Here is a 19,058-nt window from a genome sequence, read left to right on the forward strand (position 1 = left end):
ACCAGATTTTAGATAACTGTTTGCTATCAAAACTCCCCGATCAAAGGGTCTGCCTGGCACGCTAGACTATATAAACCATGATTTCTAAACTTGCAGATATGGGCGAGTCAAAACGGCGCAAAGAAGCGCTTGGAGAAAAATACGGTCAGGAACCCAACATTCTTCCCTGGTTACCAATTACAAAAACCCAGGCCAATCAGTTTGTAAAGTGGACAACTAGAGGTGCATGGGTTGGAATTGGATTTTTGGTAATCTTTTGGTTGACCATTCGCTTTGTTGGGCCAGCATTTGGCTGGTGGGAACTGACGCCCTGATTATGAATTGATGATTTTGTTACGAGCATACGAATAATAAAGATTATTTTGAATAATAAAGATTGTTTAAATACGGATGCCGCTTCTGATTTGGGAAGGCAGACTCAGCCTAGAGAGTTTCCCGAATTTGGCTAAATGAGGGTGGGTGTATCTTAAGGGTGGCCGACCTGGATATCACTAGCCTGAAAATAAAATGTTGAGTCGTTTGGTATTACGTCTGATATTACTGGGTTTCTCTTTGCAGGGTGATTTAGTCGAGCAGCAAACTTTAGCTGATTGTTTCGAGTGATACTAATTTTGGAGGACAGTCGGTTAACCTGAGGCTAGCTCCGCACTTGAACCAACCAATTTTAAATTCCTTGCCACTCCAGAAAGTGTCATTTTCGGTGAGTTTCTTAAGAAAGTATTAAAAGTGTTTAGAATTAGGTGTGGTGACAGGAGGACAACTGTGTTCCTAAGACTCGCATATCAACACCGTCAATTTGTCCAGGATCTTGTGATGAATCTCCAAGCTCTTGCGATTGTGCTTGAACGTCAAGGTTATCTGGCATCCTGCTATACCTGTGGTGGTCAAATGAATAGCGCTTCGTTTATGGTCAGCCTGGGAGACAACCATCTCATTCGTTTCTTGGTTTCGGACTACGGCATTACCTGGACTGAAATGCGTGACGATCGCGAACTGATGAAGCTGGAGGGGGCAGAAGCCATTAGCCAACTTCAAGAGTTGGCTAATTTGGTGAAGTATCAAATTAAGCCTTCTCAATATCGCCCTGCGCTTGCTGCTGAAAGCATTTACTAATAAACCTTCATAGCCTTTTGCAGCTCATTTGAGACCCTCCCCCCACTGGAGGCATAATAAACTTGGTTGTATGAATTGGCCCGCGATTGATTTGACACTTATCAATTGTGGGCCTTTTTAGTGGGCCTTTTTATAGCTTAGCCACCAGGTTTAGGAAGGGGTTCAGGGGTGGACCTCTGGCTGGGGGCGCAGCCTCCACACCCCCTTAAAGCCAATGTCCTAAGCAACCTAGCGATAGTTATATGTAGATTTGCGAGATATCTAAGTTTAGTAACGACATGAAGCGAAAAAATTAGTGGATCGCTCCTTTAAAGAGCTAGCTGATTCCCTGAAAGGCTTGAAAGGAAAGGGTCGATCGCTCATAACATTGGAAAAATTTGGAAATAATACTTTACAAAATAAAGAGTGTCAGTAAAATAAATATTACGGCTGTGTAACAGTCAATCATTCATACCAGTTTTTTATCGCACTCATTAAGACTATGACAACCACATTGCAGCGCGTCGAGCGCCAAACCCTGTGGAGTCAGTTTTGCGAGTGGGTGACCAGTACGGAAAACCGCCTGTACGTAGGTTGGTTCGGCGTGCTGATGATTCCCACCCTGCTGACTGCTACCATCTGCTTCATCATCGCCTTCATCGCGGCTCCCCCAGTGGACATCGATGGTATCCGTGAACCCGTAGCTGGTTCACTGATGTATGGCAACAACATCATCTCCGGTGCAGTAGTGCCTTCTTCCAACGCTATCGGCCTGCACTTCTACCCTATCTGGGAAGCGGCTTCCCTCGATGAGTGGCTGTACAACGGCGGTCCCTACCAGCTGATTGTGTTCCACTTCCTGATTGGTGTTTTCACCTACATGGGCCGCGAGTGGAATTGAGCTACCGTCTGGGCATGCGTCCCTGGATTTGTGTGGCTTATTCTGCGCCAGTGGCTGCAGCAACCGCTGTATTTCTGATCTATCCCATCGGTCAGGATCCTTCTCCGATGGCATGCCTCTGGGTATCTCTGGTACCTTCAACTTCATGTTTGTGTTCCAGGCAGAGCACAACATCCTGATGCATCCGTTCCACATGCTGGGGGTTGCCGGGGTGTTTGGCGGTAGCCTATTCAGTGCGATGCATGGTTCCTTGGTGACTTCTTCTCTGGTGCGCGAAACCACTGAAGACGAGTCTGCCAATTATGGCTACAAGTTTGGTCAAGAAGAAGAGACCTACAACATCGTGGCAGCTCACGGTTACTTTGGGCGGTTGATCTTCCAATATGCGAGCTTCAACAACTCGCGGGCGCTGCACTTCTTCCTGGGTGCATGGCCAGTAATTGGGATCTGGTTTACGGCGTTGGGCATCAGCACGATGGCGTTCAACCTGAACGGGTTCAACTTCAACCAGAGCATTGTTGATTCTCAGGGACGTGTAGTGAGCACCTGGGCGGACATTCTGAACCGGGCGAACCTGGGGATGGAAGTGATGCACGAGCGGAATGCGCACAACTTCCCGTTGGATTTGGCGGCTAGGGAAGCGACTCCGGTTGCGCTCTCGGCTCCTGCTATCCAGGGCTAATTCGATTCTGAGATTCTGATTTGGTAATCCAAAGCGCCTCCGCCAGGGGGGTGCTTTTTTATTACCCAAATTGGTCTCAGGAAAATCGTGCCTTTATAGCGATAGTCATTATGGTTAGGACGGGGTGCAGGGGTGGAAACCCTGGCTGGGGACGAAGCACCCACTCCCTCTCTAATTCCAGTGTCCTAACCCACCTGCGTAGAGCTATATAAGACTGCACAGGATTATAAGTAACTAAACAAAATTAAATTGAAGATAGATTCGGGGGGTGGAACCCTCTCCACCCCGTTCTAAGCCTGGTGGCTACAGCTATACCTTCGATGACTCATTTATTTGTGAAAAGTTCTTATTAATAACTTCTCAATTTCTGCAGAGATATGTGTCATGATCCACAGCAATACCCCTTTTCTTTAGATTTTCAGGATCCGCCAGTAGTAAAGTCTTTGAGTTTTAACTTCCGAGGAAATCATGTTTGGAAGAAAAAATCCACAGCGAAATTATCAACAGGTTTCCCAGACTCCTAAAAAGGTTGGACCTACTTACATTGCTCCCAATAGCGAGTTTCAGGGCTCCATGCATGTTGAAGGTGACCTACTGGTGGATGGGATTGTACATGGCTCGGTCGAAGTCAGGGGTGATGTTGTGATTTCTGAGACGGGCTTAATTGAAGGTCCTGAACTGCGAGCTAAAAATCTAGTAGTTCACGGTGTTTTGAAGTCAAGGGTGCTGTTGGAGGGAACGTTGACTCTGAGTCACACTGCTCGATTGGAGGGAGATGTGAATGCGAATGCACTGAGCATTGAGGCAGGAGCCTTCTATATCGGCTACATCGAAACGGGGGATGTAAAAGCTTTGCCTGTCAGCCGAGCCAGACCGGAACTCACTGGGACTTCAGACCAGTACTATAACAAAGAAGGATATTAGGGAACTGTCCCACATTCTATGACGCTAACGCAGGTCTGGGGTGCCTTTCTGATTTTTACGATTTGCCCTCTTTTAGGAGGGGTGCCCCTGATTCGCTGGATTACCCGTGCTTTAACTGGCCGAGAACTCCAGCGGTTGGGTACCCGAAATATCAGTGTTTCAGCCGCGTTCTATCACGGTGGCAGGCTGACTGGAATTTTGGCAGTCCTTTCTGAGGCATTGAAAGGAATTGTGGCGGTTTTGCTGGCGCGCTATTTCTTTCCCCAGGACCCTTCCTGGGAAATCATGGCGTTGATTGCCTTAGTGATGGGTCGCTATTGGTTTGGAAAGGGGGCAGGAACGACGAATGTGGTTTGGGGATATACGGCGCATGACCCGATCGCCGCTGGCCTGGTTTTTCTCATAGGTGGTATTGGTTTCACGATTTTGCGGGAAAGACGGCAAGCACGTTTTGGGATTCTGGTGCTGTTTCCGCTAATTACGGCTCTGCGTCACCTGCAAGAGCCTGATTTGATCGTGGCAACGATCGCCCTTGCCGTTCTCTTGGGCTGGATTTATATGAAAATTCCCGATGATCTGGATTTGTCGCCTCAGGAAGTGCGGTCAGGCTCCCAGGAAGTGTTTCGCTTCTTCCGGGGCGATCGCGCTGTAAATTCTCTCGATAAACCCCTGGATGCCCACAAAGTAGGGCAGAAAGCAGCGACGCTTTCCTATCTCAGGCGTTTGGGGTACCCGGTGCCTATGGGATGGGTGCTCATCCCCGGCGATGACCCGGAACCTCTGCTCAATCTGCTGGACCCCTCTCCTAAACAACCGCTAGTCGTTCGCTCTTCCGCCGTTGGTGAGGATTCGGAGACAACCTCTGCGGCGGGACTATACGAAACCGTCCTGGGCATTACCCGCAAAGAAGAGTTAATGCCTGCTATTGCACGCTGTCTTGCCTCGTTTGACGCTCCTGCGGCGGTTCAGTATAGACGTGATTTTGCAGCACGGAAACCGGGTGATCTCCATTTACCTAACGCGTCCATGGCAGTTCTGATCCAGCAGCAAGTTCGGGGTATCTTTTCTGGAGTTGCCTTTAGCCGTGACCCAATTTCCAGGCAGGGAGAGGCGGTGGTGATTGAAGCCTTACCAGGAAGCGCGGCTCAGATTGTTTCCGGGCAGGTTACGCCTGAAAGCTATCAAGTGTTCGTACCAGAAGCTACCATTCGAGTACACGAATCGGGAGAATTACCTTCCTGGCAGTTGCCTGACGACATTACCCTAGCAACAGAAGGCGAGGGAGAAGTCCCGCCGCGTCTGATTCAACAGGTGGCTTTTCTAGCCCGTCACCTGGAAGCTCACTATCACGGGATTCCCCAAGATGTGGAGTGGAGTTTCGATGGGAAAACACTCTGGCTGCTACAAGCCCGACCGATTACCACCCTGCTTCCCATCTGGACCCGTAAAATTGCTTCAGAAGTCATTCCGGGGCTGATCCATCCCCTTACCTGGTCGATCAATCGCCCCCTGACCTGTGGTGTTTGGGGCAAAATTTTCACCATCGTACTGGCAGATCGGGCACAGGGGCTTGATTTCAATGAAACGGCAACCCTTCATTACTCCCGCGCTTACTTCAATGCGTCTTTGCTGGGAGCAATTTTTCGCCGTATGGGTTTGCCTCCCGAAAGTTTAGAATTTCTAACTAGGGGTGCCAGCTTTAGTAAGCCGCCGCTGCAATCCACGTTGCGAAATCTGCCAGGACTACTGCGCTTGTTGAGCCGAGAATTGTCACTGGAGAAGGATTTTCAGCGAGATCAGCGAGACTGCTTTACCCCTGCATTAACTCAACTGACCCAGATTCCAGCTTCTACCCTCTCTGACTCAGAGCTACTGAAACGGGTTGATACCATTCTCAATTTGCTGGAGAAGGCGACCTATTACAGTATCCTTGCTCCTCTCAGTGCGGCTTTACGTAAGGCCATCTTTAAAGTCAGCGATGGGGAACTGGATAACCGCGATACTCCGGAGGTAGCGGCATTGCGATCGCTCCAGGAATTAGCCCTTGCGGTCCAACCCTTACTTCAGAACCAAAATCAGCAAGCGCCATCCTCACCTTTTAACCCTCACTCCTCACTCCTCACCCAATTAGCAGAAACTTCCGCTGGTCAGGCAATTCTGGCTCAATTTGACCGGTTGCTAGATCGCTACGGCTACTTAAGTGAAGTTGGCACGGATATTGCCGTTCCCACCTGGAAAGAAGATCCTCAGCCCGTGCGGGAACTGTTTACTCAGTTCTGTCTCAATCCAACTCCACCGATCCCGCCTCCTCAGGGACAACGCCAGAAAGCCCGTCGAGTACAGCGCCGCATCACGCTCAAGGGGCGAGTGACAGAAGTTTACAGCCGTCTGCTGGCAGAGTTGCGCTGGAGCTTTGTGGCGTTAGAAAAGCGCTGGTTAGAAACAGGTCTATTAACCCATGAAGGGGATATTTTCTTTTTGAAATTTGAGGAAGTGCGGCGGGTCATCGTTCAGGGCGATCCGGAACCGTGGGCTGATATTATTGCTCAGCGTAAGGCACAGTTGGAGCAAGATCGCCAACTGGAAGCCGTGCCGTTCTTAGTCTATGGGGATGATCCCCCTACTCCGGTGACGCGGGGTCACTGGCAGGCAACTCAGCAATTACAGGGTATTGCAGCCAGTCCGGGTCAGGCAGAGGGCCATGTGCGGGTTGTGCGTAGTTTAGGCACCCTTCCCGATATCGATAAAGACACGATTCTGGTTGTACCTTACACCGATTCTGGTTGGGCACCCCTGCTGGCCAGGGCGGGTGGATTAATTGCCGAAGTGGGGGGAAGATTGTCCCACGGGGCGATCGTGGCACGCGAGTATCGCATCCCGGCTGTGATGGATGTTCACGATGCCACCCATTTACTGCAGGATGGTCAGTCAGTCAGAATCGATGGTCAACAGGGAATTGTAGAAATTCTATGAGACAGCCGCTACTTCATTCTTCTGTCGCTGCAAAGCTGCATAAAGGCGGTTTAGCGCGTTTACGTAAGCATGGGCAGAAGCAACGATGATATCGGTGTTGGCGGCATGTCCAGAGTAAATGCGATCGTTATGACGCAGGCGAATGGTGACCTCACCAATCGCATCAATTCCCGCCGTCACCGACTGTACTGAGAATTCGATCAGCTGGTTCGGAACGTTGACCACCCGGTTGATCGCTTTGTAGACCGCATCTACGGGTCCCGTTCCGGTAGCAGCATCGGTCAACTCCTGTCCATCAGGAGTCCGCAGGGTAACAGTTGCGGTGGGGCAGGCATGGTTACCGCAGGAAACTTGTACCAACTCCACTCGAAACAGTTCTGGTGTCTGCTGGATCTCGTCATTCACGATCGATTCCAGATCCCAATCGGTGACTTCCTTTTTCTTATCTGCCAGTTCCTTAAATCGAACAAAGGCTTTGTTCAATTCCTGCTCCGATAACTCAAAGCCCAGTTCTCTTAACCGCGAACGGAAAGCATTCCGGCCCGACAGTTTGCCCAGCACAATCTGGTTGTCGGTCAAACCAATGGACTGGGCATCCATAATTTCATAGGTTAATCGGTTCTTTAACACTCCATCCTGATGGATGCCTGATTCATGAGCAAAGGCATTCGCTCCAACAATCGCCTTATTAGGCTGAACCAGCATACCTGTGAGATTAGAAACCAGACGGGAGGTTTTATAAATTTGCTTTGTATCAATGTTGGTCAGGGGGGCTTCTGAGTCTACGGGACGCCCCAGGAAGGGGTTGAAATACTGCCGCCGCACATGCAGCGCCATCACTAATTCTTCCATCGCTGCATTGCCAGCCCGCTCTCCAATGCCGTTAATGGTGCATTCTAGCTGTCTTGCCCCGTTTTTCACGGCCTCCAGGAAGTTGGCAACGGCCAAGCCCAGGTCGTTGTGCCCGTGAACGGAAATAATTGCCTGATCAATGTTGGCCACGTTTTCCTTGATGCCACGAATGAGTGCACCAAACTCGGCAGGAGTGGTGTAACCAACGGTGTCAGGGATATTGACAGTGGTGGCCCCTGCCGCGATTGCCCGCTCCAATACCTGGTAGAGAAATTCAGGATCAGACCGCCCTGCATCTTCCGGCGAAAATTCAACATCGTCTACAAAGGATTTGGCAAATGCAACCATCTCTTCTGCGATCGCCAATACTTCTTTGCGCGTCTTCTTTAACTTGTATTCCAGGTGAATATCCGATGTGGCAATGAAGGTATGAATCCGGGGTCGGGCAGCAGGTTTCAAGGCTTCTGCAGCGGTTTGAATGTCCTGTTTAGTGGTGCGCGCCAACCCACAGATAATCGGTCCCCCTTCAACCCCAACGGTTTCCGCAATCCTCTGCACCGCCTCAAAATCTCCGGGGCTGGAGTAGGGAAACCCCGCTTCAATCACATCTACACCCAGTCGAGCCAATTGACGAGCGATCGTTAACTTTTCATCAATGTTTAGTGCAGCTCCCGGAGCCTGCTCGCCATCTCGAAGGGTCGTATCAAAGATAATGATTCGATCCTGACTGGGTTTAATGCTCATGGTCCATTCCCTGGAGATCCAAAAAATAACGCCATCCCTATTTTAGGGGCTAGGGGCGTTGTTAGGGTGTGGGGGCCAGGTTTCGGAGTTAGAAAGCAAAGGGGGAGGCCCCATCTCCCAGTGTTCCTGGTTCTCCAAACTCCCATCCTAATAATCAATCTTCTCAATTTCTTTTCGGATGTCGTTTAGGTCAATATAGTGATCGGTTGCATTGCGGAGCTCTCGTGCAATCATGCCTTCGGTCGAAACTACTGTGATGTGGGTGTTCTTGCCTCGCAGAAGCTCGATCGCCCGTTCAAAATCTCCATCCCCACTGAATAAAACCACCCGGTCAAATTGGTCAACCGTATTAAACATATCAACAACAATTTCAATATCTAAATTCGCTTTTTGGGAGAAACGTCCAGAATTATCGTCATAATATTCTTTCAAAATCTTAATTCTAACGGTGTAACCCAAGCTAATAAGGGCATCTCGAAAGCCCCGCTGGTCCTGAAGATCCTTCAACCCTGTATACCAAAATGCATTTACTAGAACGACATCGGGATCTCTTGTAAAGTATTCCAATACACGTTTGGGATCAAAGAACCAACCATTTTTTTGCTGGGCGTAGAACATATTGTTGCCGTCTACAAATATCGAGAGACGGTTCATTGAGTTAGGCATAGAAAGTAACAGACCTAGAATTTGTAAAGGTAATTATTGCAAATAATCAATTGTAACAATTTGCCTCTGACCGGCTTACACAGATACTGAGATCGCACGATTTACTATCGGCCAATCGTCAGTTTTAAAGATTTTGGTAGTAGATTAGGTTTAAGTGGGCGATGATTTTTACTCATAGCGAATTCATAGATAACCTAGAACTCAACATAGATTAATCCATCTCTATCAAAACATCCTCCTGGCGGAGGATTTAGAGAATTATTGATAATCAGTGAACATTGAATCCTAAAAGAAAAGTCATCATTATCTGACAGCCTTAACGACTTATTCTGAGTATTGATACCACACTTTTACCAATAAAAATGAGAAATCCTATTGTCGATTGCAATAAATGGCACTATTATCGCAAAAAAACTTAAAACTTGCTGGCAGTACCTGATTCTCCATGCTATCGATTAAGGGAGAGTATTCATTGCTGCTCAGATAGACCTCAGGTGGAGATGATGAGCAGTGATAGCTGCTATCATTCTCAGCAAAAAATCATCAGGATTCAGGCATGACCGTTGCCCTTGGGTGCATGGGCTAGTACAGCAATACGAAAGTTTGTTGGGGGTGCAGGGGTGAAACCCCTGCTTGGGGGCAAAGCCCCTAAACTCCCATGTTGCAAAATTTAGTGTTTGCAACACTAGAAATTGTTGAGGTGGGTTCCACAGATGTTTAACAATCAATTTTCTAATTTGCCATTGCCCCCAACCGAATCTCTTCCATCCTCTAGCCATAGCCGAACACAAAAATCCTATGCCATCAGCGGGCAGAAACGGAAGTCGCTCTTAAGAGGACACTTATTGGTGGGAGTGTGGGCTGCAGTTGCCGCGATCGCCACCGCCAGTCAGTCTAACCTGGCGCAGGCCTGGGAACGCCAGATGCAAACCTTGTTCTTCGCCCTTCGGGGGCCTGTCGCCCCTCCCGAAGACGTGGTCATTCTGGCTATCGACGACAACACGATCAAGGCCAGCCAGTTTTATCGCAGCGATCCTGAAACCTATTCCTATCTGGAACCGCTGCAAACCTCGCCTCCTCGGCGCTCTACCTATGCCATCTCGATTGAGCGATTGATGAGCGCCGGTGCCAGAACCGTTGCGATCGATTTAATATTCGATACCTCCAGCAATTTTCCTGAGGATGATCAACAGTTTCAAAAGACCTTACAGCGTTATGCGGGTCGGGTGACATTGGCAGCACAGTACAACGCGGAGGAAATTCCTCAAGGTAGACAAATCGAACCAATTTTGCCGGATCCCATGTTTCGTACCTCTCCCGCTTCTATAGGGTTCATTAACTACCCAATTTCTCCAGATGGCAAAATTCATTTGCTTGGTAGCGCTTACCCAGAACTAGAGATACAAAACTCCATTCAGCAGGCCAAGCAGTATGCACCTGACGTTGCTGAGGAGATCGTCAGACGCGATCGAGAACTCTTTTTTCAGCAGGGCAAAGATCTTCCTTCATTTGCAGAAGCAACTCTCAAAGCAGCAGGAATTTCCTACCAATCCGCTGTGGGAAATAACATTTTCTTCTATGGTCCAGACAATACATTTAAACACGTTTCCCTAATCGATGTCTTAGACCCTCAAGAATGGGACAGGCATTTGCAGGACGGCACATTCAAAGACAAAATCGTAATTATTGGTCCTACAGCAAAGTTCTATCAGGACTTCCACCCAACTCCTTTTTCCAAAACCTTTCTCTATCCCTCACCGATGGCAGGGGTGGAGGTCAATGCCAATGCGATTGCCACCTTACTGGAGAATAAATCTATTGCTGAAGCCATTCCAAGTGCCGCCTGGCGTGGGGGAGTTGTCTACGCACTGGTTGTATCTGCTGCAACTCTACAAAGCGCAGTGCTGTTGGTCATTGTGTTGTTGAGTAAGCGACTTCAGCAACGGTTGCAACCGTCCCTAATGCGATTGATCCTAGCAGCGGGAACCGTTCATCTGGTGCTTTCTCTGGCAATCGCGATCGCTTGGGGCGGCGTCAGCTATGCCACTTTTGTCAGCCAACGTCTGATTTTGCCGACCGCTGTGCCAATGGCAGCCATCGCCTTCAGCGGGCTAACCTACTTTGTTTCCGCCTCTGTTAGCGAATACCGCAGCAAACTGCAAATTGTCAAAATTCTGGCCCAGTTCCCTCGCTCAGAAGTCGTTCAAAGAATTCTTAACGAGTATGTTGAGTTCCAGGACTTGCTCCAGGAACCAGAACAAGCATTTTTTGGAAAAATTCTGAAAGATCGCTACAGAATCACCAAGGTTTTGGGCTCTGGCGGTTTTGGTAGAACCTATATTGCCGAAGATACTCAACGACCAGGCAATCCACTCTGTGTGGTTAAACAGTTGAGACCCGTCAGCGACAATCCTAATCTGGTGCAACTTGCCAAACGTCTGTTTGACCGGGAAGCTCGTACCCTCGAAAAACTCGGCACTCATAATCAAATTCCCCAACTTCTGGCAAACTTTGAGGAGGATGGTGAATTTTACCTGATTCAAGAGTTTATTCCTGGCCAACCCCTTAACAGCGAACTCCCCCTGGGCAAACGCCTCCCAGAAGCCAAAGTCGTCGCTATCCTGCGAGAAATTCTTCAAATTCTGGAGTTTGTTCATAGTCAGGATGTGATTCATCGTGACATCAAGCCTGGTAACATTATCCGGCGCGACTCAGACGGTAAACTCGTCCTGATTGACTTTGGGGCGGTTAAAGTTTCAGAACAGATAGAAGACAATGGGCAAAGCGCGATTACAGTTGGTATTGGCACCAAAGGCTACATGCCCAGCGAGCAAAGTGAAGGCAAACCCAAGCCCAATAGTGATATTTATGCATTAGGCATGATAGGAATTCAGGCACTTACCGGATTGTTTCCAAGTCAACTGCGGGAAAAAGAAGATCCAAAAACCGGCGAAATTGCCTGGAGAGAACGAGCACAGGTCAGCCACGCTTTAGCGGAAGTCTTGAGTAAGATGGTGCTCTATGACTATCGCAAACGCTATCAAACTGCCACTCAAGTCCTACAAGACCTCAACCATCTTCCCATCGCCTCCTCGCCACAGTTGCCCGTGGAAGATGAACCATTGATGCCTCCCGCTTTGTCAGATGATTCGGATGTCTACATTGTTGAGGAGACCAGGCCATGGCCCCAGACTTTCGGCTCCGACCCTGAGAAGCCAAAAGCCGATTAAACTTTTCTCCACCATTTGCCCGACTCTGCTTGGGATGTCAATCTGAAGCTCGAGCTTCTTGATCGCCCCAAAGTACTTCGCTCGCAGAAGGTTCAACTGCCTCCTCAGCACTGGAATTTAACATCTGCGTTACAAACGGCAAAAACGCCCCCCTTAAGCCCCGCTTAATGCGTTCTGGGGTTTCCTCAAACAACACAAACAGTGGATAGAGGGTATCGGCTCCCTCACTCAAGATGTGCCGATAGCGCAATGGCATCTCCCACTCGTAGCCTCGGCTCAAGAGAACCTGGGTTTGCCGCCAACGGCCCAGTAGATTGGAGAAGTCTTCTTCGGGACGATGGATAAAGATAAAGATCTCGATACCCATCTTGATCTTCCACTCCGGGTCGCACATGAGGATGGCAATATCGCAGGGCAGGCAGAGGGTTTTACTGGTCGTTCCGTAAATGCCACTTTGACTTGGTAGGGACACTCCATTACGGAGTTTGATTACAGGTAGGGGAATTGTAATCAAGCTCTCCCCTGGACGGCGCATACTGGGGAGCAGTTCCAGATAAGGACGGTATCGTTTCAACAGCCCGATCGCCGCCAAGCTATTGCTGTACTCAGCCAGCAATTCTTCGTAGTGGGCTCGTTTGACAGCCATCAAGATTCAACAAACAGAATGATCACTTCTGGGATTTCAATCCGGTGAACTGAGTCAATCCACTGCTATTGAAAGGATTGAGTTTTGGGGTAAATGAGCGATCGCTAACCCAGCGTCTCGAACACCTTAAACATCGGCAAATACATTGAAAGCAAAATCGAACCAACCATGCCCCCCAAGAATATGATCATAATTGGTTCCATGATGCTGGTTAGTGCTTTAACCGCCTGCTCCACTTCATCTTCGTAGAAATCAGCAACCTTCATCAGCATCTTATCCAGTTCACCTGTCTCTTCCCCAATACTGATCATCTGAATAGCCATCAACGGAAAGACCTGTTCCTTCTGCAAGGCAATACTAATCAAGCCTCCCGTTTGGATTTCCCGTCTGGCTTCATCCACTGCATTCGCAATCACCTGGTTGCCCGCCGTATCCCTCACAATTTCTAAACACGTCAAAATCGGAACTCCAGAACGGGTCAGTGCACCAAAGATGCGGCAGAAACGAGCTGTTGCCGTTTTCTGAATCAAATCACCAAACAAAGGGAGTTTCAGGAACAGACGATCCATCGTTTCCCGCCCGACCCGCGTCTTGTAGTACTGGGTATAAGCAAAAATGACCACTGGAATCAAAATGATCAGAATCAAAACTTTAGGACTTCGCAGAAACTCACTGATTCCCAACATAAATTGGGTGAATGCGGGTAACTCAGTTCCAAGCTCCTTAAAAATGTTGCCAAAGATAGGTAGCAAAAACACCGTCATGGCAATAAAAATCACGGTCGCCAGAAAGCCTACCGTCACCGGGTAGGCCATTGCTGACTTGATCTGATTTTGCAAGCGCGCAATGTCTTCCAGTAGCTTTGCCAGACGGTTTAAAACCTCATCCAGTACCCCGCCGACTTCGCCAGCCTGGATCATGCTAGTATACAAATTATCAAAACACTGGGGATGTTTACGCATTGCATCAGAGAGGTTGATCCCCTGCTGCACATCCGCACTAATCTCCATTAATGCGTTCTTAAGCTTGGGATTTTGACACTGCTCCGATAACACACCTAACCCACGTACCATCGCAACACCTGCATTCACCAGGGCAGCAAATTGACGCGAAAAGATTGCTTTATCCTTGACCGAAACAGTCGCGATCGAGGTCTGAAGCTTTTTCATGTCGATATTCAACGACAAGCCTTCATCTTGCTTCAGATCCTGAATAAAGAGTCCTCGCTCACGTAGAGCAGTGCGGGCATCCGAAATAGTTTCAGCAACAATTTTCTCTCTTCGGGCATTCCCTTTAGCGTCTTGAACGCGAGCAACGAAGGTAGGCATAGCAGATACCTGGATGGAACGAAAGTGACCTGGAAACTCTGGAACAAAAGGGAGCGGGAAACAGTCTCAGGGTTGCTCCCTATGATCAATACAAAACTTATGACTCTTCTATCATGCCCAACGATTTCGTGTTCAAGAAAAGTGTAACGAGTTGTAACTGATGCGACAGGGGGGAGCCAGATAGCAAAAGTAGAAAGTGACTCAGCTTCTCATTCCTGAGGTGCTAATCAGGAGAGGTGTTAATCAGGAATAGATGTCAAATTTGAGCCATTTGCTTAATGGCGGGCAGCCACACCAGGCTGGGCAGTACCCATGGGTGAAGACCCTCCAATCAAACGCTGGAGTTCATCTGGTCGAGAGGTCTTAGACATTGCCGATTCAAAGGTAATTAGCCCAGCTTTGTATTGATCAGCCAGAACCTTTTCTAGAGTCTGCATCCCCAATTTACCTCCCGTTTGAATGGCGGAGTAAATCTGAGCAGTCTTTCCTTCTCGAATCAGGTTGGAGATAGCGGGGGTCACAATCATGATTTCCTGGGCCATAACCCGACCATACTCACCGGGTTTTGGATTCTTTTTAGGCACTAACGTCTGGCTGAAAACTGCGACCAGTGAGTTGGAAAGCTGTACTCTTACCTGGGTTTGCCGCTCAGCCGGAAATACGTCAATCATCCGGTCAACGGTCTGGGCTGCTGAACTTGTGTGCAACGTCGCAAAGACTAAGTGACCCGTCTCTGCTGCCGAGATTGCTAGGGAGATCGTCTCCAGGTCTCGCATTTCACCAACAAGGATAATATCGGGGTCTTCCCTGAGCGCGGCTCTCAGAGCGTTTGCAAAACTCTTGGTATCTTCACCCAGTTGGCGCTGGTGGATCAAGCTCTTAATAGGCTCATAGACAAATTCGATGGGATCTTCAATAGTCAGAATGTGCTCCGCTCGAGTTCGGTTAATCAGGTCAATCATGGCAGCCAGAGTGGTAGTTTTACCTGATCCGGTTGGTCCAGTCACCAGAATCAATCCTCTGGGCTTTTCTGACATCTCCCGAACCACGTCTGGCAGACCGAGTTTGTCGAAGCTGGGAATTTTTGAACTGAGAGCTCTTAAACAGGCGGCGTAGGTACCCCGGTCTTTGTAAACGTTGACTCGGAAACGTGCCAAGCCTCTAACGCCATAGGAGCAGTCCAGTTCCCAGTTCTGTTCCAGGTTTTTGCGCTGGGTGTTGTTCAACATGCTAAAGATGAGTCGCTGGCATTCTTCTGCGGTCAGAGCCTGGTCGCCAATCGGCTGTAAGTGGCCACTGATCCGGAAGTAAGGGGGGAGACCCGCTGTTAAGTGCAAGTCGGAGCCACCCATCTCAATTAATTGCTCCATCAGGTCTTCAATCATTAACTCCATGAGACTTGCTCCTTTGGTGACTAGGTTTCAGATGTTTGCTGCTTACACTTAACATGCCAAATACAGATGTAACATGCCAAATACAGATGTCTGGCATTGCCTGGGTCTTTCAGAGTCTTAGTTTACCCATGCAGGTTGGTATGTTTTCAGGGGGGACGATTGCCGCTTCATTTCCTGGTAGTTTTTTAGCACCGCCTAGTCATGGAAGCGCGGAGTCATACAGTATGGGCAATCTAACCATTCCTGCTTAAGTTCAGCACTACAGGTTTTGCAAGTTAGAGAAGTTTTACGTTTTGCTCGCAGTTCTGCCTCTAAGCCTGTATCTGTAAAGGTTACCCGCTCCACCTCCTCTAACGTGGTGTATCCGTTACGAACCAGGTTGAGACTGTAAGCCAGTAGGGTTTGCATTCCCTCTTCTACGGCAACTTCCTTAATGCTTTCGGTGGGAGCTCCCTGGTTGATCATCGTTTGCAGTCGTTCTGTAACCCGCATGATTTCGTAGACTCCGCAGCGTCCTTTGTAGCCAACTCCATTACACTTGGGGCAGAGTTGATTTCTGGCTCTGGCTTCATTAATTTCATTGGGGTGCAAGGTATTTGCTCGATAGAGAGTGATTTCATTATCTCGTGAGGAGGATAGACCAAAGCGTGCCAGCTCTTCCCTGGAAGGAATGTAAGGAATGCGGCACTCGTCACAGACTCTCCGAACCAGACGCTGAGCGACAACGCCAATCAATGCCCCAGAAATCATGAAGGGTTCAACCCCCATTTCTTCCAGACGAGCGATCGCACCTGCCGCATCGTTTGTATGCAGGGTGGTCAATACCAGGTGTCCGGTTAAGGCCGCTTCAATTGCTGTTTTTGCCGTTTCTCGGTCCCGCGTTTCACCTACCAGAATCACGTCCGGATCCTGACGCAAAAAGGCTCTCAGGATAGCCGCAAAGTCCATTCCTTTTTCCCGGATAACCTGAACCTGGGTGAGACCTGGCAGGGTGTATTCAATTGGATCTTCGGCTGTACTGATGTTAACTCCTGGTTCGTTTCTCTCAGCCAGAGCCGAATAGAGTGTCGTTGTTTTACCCGAACCCGTTGGACCTGTAACCAGAATCAAACCAAAGGGACGCCTTACCATCTCCTGAACGATCTGGAGCGATTGGGGATCCGTAATTAGTTTATCCAGGCCGAGTTGGGTCGCAGAGTTATCCAGAATCCGTAGTACCACTTTTTCACCGTAGCGGCTGGGAAGCGTACTGACCCGGAAATCAATCTTGCGATTTTCATAAATACGGCGAATGCGGCCATCCTGAGGCATCCTTCGCTCTGCAATGTCCAGTTGGGCAATAATCTTGAAGCGAGCAGTAACCGCGGGAATGATTTTCTTGGGAAAAGGTTCAGGAAACGCTTCTCGCAAAACTCCATCTTTCCGAAAACGAACTCTTAAAAACTCTTCTTGCGGTTCGATGTGAATATCGGAAACCCCCTCCTGCAACGCTTTAATCATAATTTTGTTAACTAAAGCGATAACTGGGGCAGCTTCGGCATCTGCGATGTCCAGATTGGCATCGGCTTCTTCCGGGGCATCCTGCAAATCCAGATAGCCCAGTTCTTCGAGATCTGCCTGAACATCAACCTTCTTTTGCTCCTCATAAGCTTTCTGACGCTCAACCTGCTCATCCAGATAGCGGTTAATCAGTCGCTGGTAGTCTTCAGCGGTAATTACCAGGCGCTGCAAGGTCAGCCCCTGGGGACGTAGAATTCGATTCAAGTCATCCTGGGCACCCAGGTTATCTGGATCCACCATGGCTACCAGAACGCTGCGAGTCTCTTCATTCTTGGAAAGAGGAACTAGGCGATAGCGACGGCAGAGATCGATAGAGATTAACGAATCAATCAGTTCACTAACTTGATTGGTGGAAATCTGACTAATCTCCGGATCCAGTGACTCGACCCCATAAAGAATCTTGAGTTCAAAGAGTTGCTGCCTCTTGTACTGGCGAAGCAAGTCAGGGGGGAGTTGCTGTCTAGTGATAGACTCCAGCACGTCTGTCAGGGAGCGGCCGGTCTTGCGGCTTTCAACAAGAGCCTGCTGCATCTGCTCATTGTTGACATAGCCAGATTGAATCAGCTTGTTTCCAAATGGGGAGAAATTGTTTTGGACAACAAGAGCGCGGCGCGACGATGAGGAGTTAGTCATAGCAGGTGGATAGAGAATGCCATTTTACTAGAATATTCCCAAAACTTCCGGAAAGAACGCCTGCTAGAAAAAGCCACTTTCCCTAGCGCCAAACCATTAATCAACCAGATGGTTACTGGTGTCGGGCGGAGCAAGAAAGGGTTTGGCCCATTTTTGCCTTCCAAAAACCGTCCCGCTTTGGACGAGTAGCCAACAGGCGTGTCTATGAAGGAGAAACGGGGTAACATCATAGCTCTGGACGGTAGATGCACGGACGTGACACAGTATCCGAATCTGAAATTGTATGTTCGAGAGTGATTTTCATTGCTAAGCCTGCTGCAGGGAAAAAATGGCAACAGGTTGCGGCTCTCTCGAATGCAGTTTAGGTTGGATACCGAACTTCCTCAAGATAATAGCCCGGTATGGTGGAAACGTCAGGTATTTGAGATACAAATTGTTGCCTCTGAACCTTTTGGGAAATCGGGGAAGTTCTAGCTGTCCTTAAATCAGGTGCAGGTAACCCTTTTTGAGTTGAGGTAACCTGGGAATGTCTAGAGATGTTAGAAACGGGTGTAATTAAAGAGGGCTCATTTCAATTGCGATCGCTTCATTCTGAGAGCGTATAGGATAGGTTTGGTAGTGTAATAACGCAGTCATAAAGTTTGGGAATAGATCAGGATGATTGACGAAGAGAACCAATTGGAGAATATGCAAAATTCAACCGTTGAATCCCCAGAAAATTCTCAAGGGGCAGCCAGCGCCCTTGAAGAGGCAGAGATGACTGGAGAGGGACTCTCAGATACTCAAACCCCAGTGGTTGAAGAAGAAACTTCAGTTGGGGAGGGCACCGAGTTAGGAGTGGCGGAGGTCAGCGAGAGTCAAGCCGATAACTTTGACTACAGCGCAGCGATCGCCGAATTGACTGCTGAAATTAAAAACTTGAAGCTTCAGTTAGAAGAGCGGACTAATCAATGTGTTCGTATTGCTGCGGACTTTGATAATTACCGCAAGCGGACACAACGAGAGCGGGAGGAATTGGAGCAACAAATCAAATGCTCAACCATTAATGAGCTGCTCCCTGTCGTTGATAATTTCGAGCGGGCGCGATCGCAAATTAAACCCCAAACAGAGCAAGAAACCAGCATTCACAAGAGCTATCAAAGCGTCTACAAGCAATTGGTTGACTGTCTTAAGCGAATCGGGGTCGCTCCGATGCGTTCTGAGGGCAAAGAGTTTGACCCCAACCTTCACGAAGCCGTAATGCGTCAGCCAACTAATGAGCATCCAGAGGGCACTGTACTGGAGGAATTGCAGCGTGGTTATATGCTGGGCGATCGCGTTTTGCGGCATGCGCTGGTAAAAGTTGCTGCGGCTCCAGAGCCTGGGCTAGACTCAGAGGAAAATAATCAGGGTGGCTCGGAGAGCTAGTTTTTGTTTTTAGTTTTGTTTGTTCT

Annotated in this window: 12 protein-coding genes and 1 pseudogene; 7 read left to right on the forward strand and 6 right to left on the reverse strand. The window is 48.8% G+C overall.

Going from position 1 to position 19,058, the window contains the following annotated elements:
• Positions 1-77: 77 nt before the first annotated feature.
• From P4D80_RS18655 to P4D80_RS18675, 5 genes and pseudogenes are all read left to right on the forward strand, one after another.
• Positions 78-314 carry a DUF2839 domain-containing protein gene (locus P4D80_RS18655; RefSeq protein WP_421655507.1) on the forward strand — a complete coding sequence of 79 codons (237 nt, stop codon included), beginning with the start codon at positions 78-80 and terminating at the stop codon, positions 312-314.
• 448 nt (positions 315-762) lie between these two features.
• On the forward strand, positions 763-1,113 hold the full coding sequence (locus tag P4D80_RS18660) for a DUF1815 family protein (protein WP_421655508.1): 351 nt from the start codon (positions 763-765) through the stop codon (positions 1,111-1,113).
• 481 nt (positions 1,114-1,594) lie between these two features.
• Positions 1,595-2,675, forward strand: a pseudogene (gene psbA, locus P4D80_RS18665) (photosystem II q(b) protein).
• A gap of 468 nt (positions 2,676-3,143) precedes the next feature.
• On the forward strand, positions 3,144-3,599 hold the full coding sequence (locus P4D80_RS18670) for a bactofilin family protein (protein ID WP_421655509.1): 456 nt from the start codon (positions 3,144-3,146) through the stop codon (positions 3,597-3,599).
• A gap of 18 nt (positions 3,600-3,617) precedes the next feature.
• Positions 3,618-6,572, forward strand: a complete 2,955-nt coding sequence (locus P4D80_RS18675) for a glycerol-3-phosphate acyltransferase (protein ID WP_421655510.1) — start codon at positions 3,618-3,620, stop codon at positions 6,570-6,572.
• On the opposite strand, the gene P4D80_RS18680 is transcribed toward P4D80_RS18675, so the two are convergent.
• Together P4D80_RS18680 and P4D80_RS18685 are read right to left on the reverse strand one after the other, a co-directional pair.
• On the reverse strand, positions 6,567-8,168 hold the full coding sequence (locus P4D80_RS18680; RefSeq protein ID WP_421655511.1) for a 2-isopropylmalate synthase: 1,602 nt from the start codon (positions 8,166-8,168) through the stop codon (positions 6,567-6,569). The genes P4D80_RS18675 and P4D80_RS18680 overlap by 6 nt on opposite strands.
• Positions 8,169-8,315: 147 nt before the next feature.
• A complete protein-coding gene (locus P4D80_RS18685; protein ID WP_421655512.1) occupies positions 8,316-8,834 on the reverse strand; it encodes an NYN domain-containing protein in 519 nt (172 codons plus the stop codon).
• A gap of 713 nt (positions 8,835-9,547) precedes the next feature.
• On the opposite strand from P4D80_RS18685, the gene P4D80_RS18690 reads away from it, so the two are divergent.
• Positions 9,548-12,064 (forward strand): CHASE2 domain-containing protein, encoded by a 2,517-nt coding sequence (locus P4D80_RS18690; RefSeq protein ID WP_421655513.1) that lies wholly within the window; start codon positions 9,548-9,550, stop codon positions 12,062-12,064.
• 37 nt (positions 12,065-12,101) lie between these two features.
• On the opposite strand, the gene P4D80_RS18695 is transcribed toward P4D80_RS18690, so the two are convergent.
• The 4 genes from P4D80_RS18695 to P4D80_RS18710 all read right to left on the reverse strand — a co-directional run bounded on the left by P4D80_RS18695 (position 12,102) and on the right by P4D80_RS18710 (position 17,625).
• On the reverse strand, positions 12,102-12,710 hold the full coding sequence (locus P4D80_RS18695) for a hypothetical protein (protein WP_421655514.1): 609 nt from the start codon (positions 12,708-12,710) through the stop codon (positions 12,102-12,104).
• Positions 12,711-12,814: 104 nt separating this feature from the next.
• Positions 12,815-14,038: a type II secretion system F family protein gene (locus tag P4D80_RS18700; RefSeq protein WP_421655515.1), complete on the reverse strand. Its 1,224-nt coding sequence runs from the start codon at positions 14,036-14,038 to the stop codon at positions 12,815-12,817.
• Between the two features lie 275 nt (positions 14,039-14,313).
• On the reverse strand, positions 14,314-15,432 hold the full coding sequence (locus tag P4D80_RS18705; protein ID WP_421655516.1) for a type IV pilus twitching motility protein PilT: 1,119 nt from the start codon (positions 15,430-15,432) through the stop codon (positions 14,314-14,316).
• 195 nt (positions 15,433-15,627) lie between these two features.
• Positions 15,628-17,625, reverse strand: coding sequence for a GspE/PulE family protein (locus tag P4D80_RS18710; RefSeq protein ID WP_421655517.1), 1,998 nt, complete (start codon positions 17,623-17,625; stop codon positions 15,628-15,630).
• Between the two features lie 657 nt (positions 17,626-18,282).
• Between P4D80_RS18710 and grpE the strand changes: the two genes are divergently transcribed.
• Entirely contained in the window at positions 18,283-19,032 is a 750-nt protein-coding gene (gene grpE / locus P4D80_RS18715; RefSeq protein WP_421655518.1) for a nucleotide exchange factor GrpE, read from the forward strand.
• The last annotated feature ends 26 nt before the right edge of the window (positions 19,033-19,058 follow it).

The organism is Leptothermofonsia sp. ETS-13, from assembly GCF_049200465.1.
In the GTDB taxonomy this organism is placed as follows: domain Bacteria; phylum Cyanobacteriota; class Cyanobacteriia; order Leptolyngbyales; family Leptolyngbyaceae; genus Leptothermofonsia.

Bases quoted from the DNA above. Each gene is read 5' to 3' on its own strand.
- P4D80_RS18655 (WP_421655507.1), top strand. From the start codon at position 78: ATGATTTCTAAACTTGCAGATATGGGCGAGTCAAAACGGCGCAAAGAA.
- P4D80_RS18670 (WP_421655509.1), top strand. From the start codon at position 3,144: ATGTTTGGAAGAAAAAATCCACAGCGAAATTATCAACAGGTTTCCCAG.
- P4D80_RS18675 (WP_421655510.1), top strand. From the start codon at position 3,618: ATGACGCTAACGCAGGTCTGGGGTGCCTTTCTGATTTTTACGATTTGC.
- P4D80_RS18680 (WP_421655511.1), bottom strand. From the start codon at position 8,168: ATGAGCATTAAACCCAGTCAGGATCGAATCATTATCTTTGATACGACC.
- P4D80_RS18685 (WP_421655512.1), bottom strand. From the start codon at position 8,834: ATGCCTAACTCAATGAACCGTCTCTCGATATTTGTAGACGGCAACAAT.
- P4D80_RS18690 (WP_421655513.1), top strand. From the start codon at position 9,548: ATGTTTAACAATCAATTTTCTAATTTGCCATTGCCCCCAACCGAATCT.
- P4D80_RS18695 (WP_421655514.1), bottom strand. From the start codon at position 12,710: ATGGCTGTCAAACGAGCCCACTACGAAGAATTGCTGGCTGAGTACAGC.
- P4D80_RS18700 (WP_421655515.1), bottom strand. From the start codon at position 14,038: ATGCCTACCTTCGTTGCTCGCGTTCAAGACGCTAAAGGGAATGCCCGA.
- P4D80_RS18705 (WP_421655516.1), bottom strand. From the start codon at position 15,432: ATGGAGTTAATGATTGAAGACCTGATGGAGCAATTAATTGAGATGGGT.
- P4D80_RS18710 (WP_421655517.1), bottom strand. From the start codon at position 17,625: ATGACTAACTCCTCATCGTCGCGCCGCGCTCTTGTTGTCCAAAACAAT.
- grpE (WP_421655518.1), top strand. From the start codon at position 18,283: ATGATTGACGAAGAGAACCAATTGGAGAATATGCAAAATTCAACCGTT.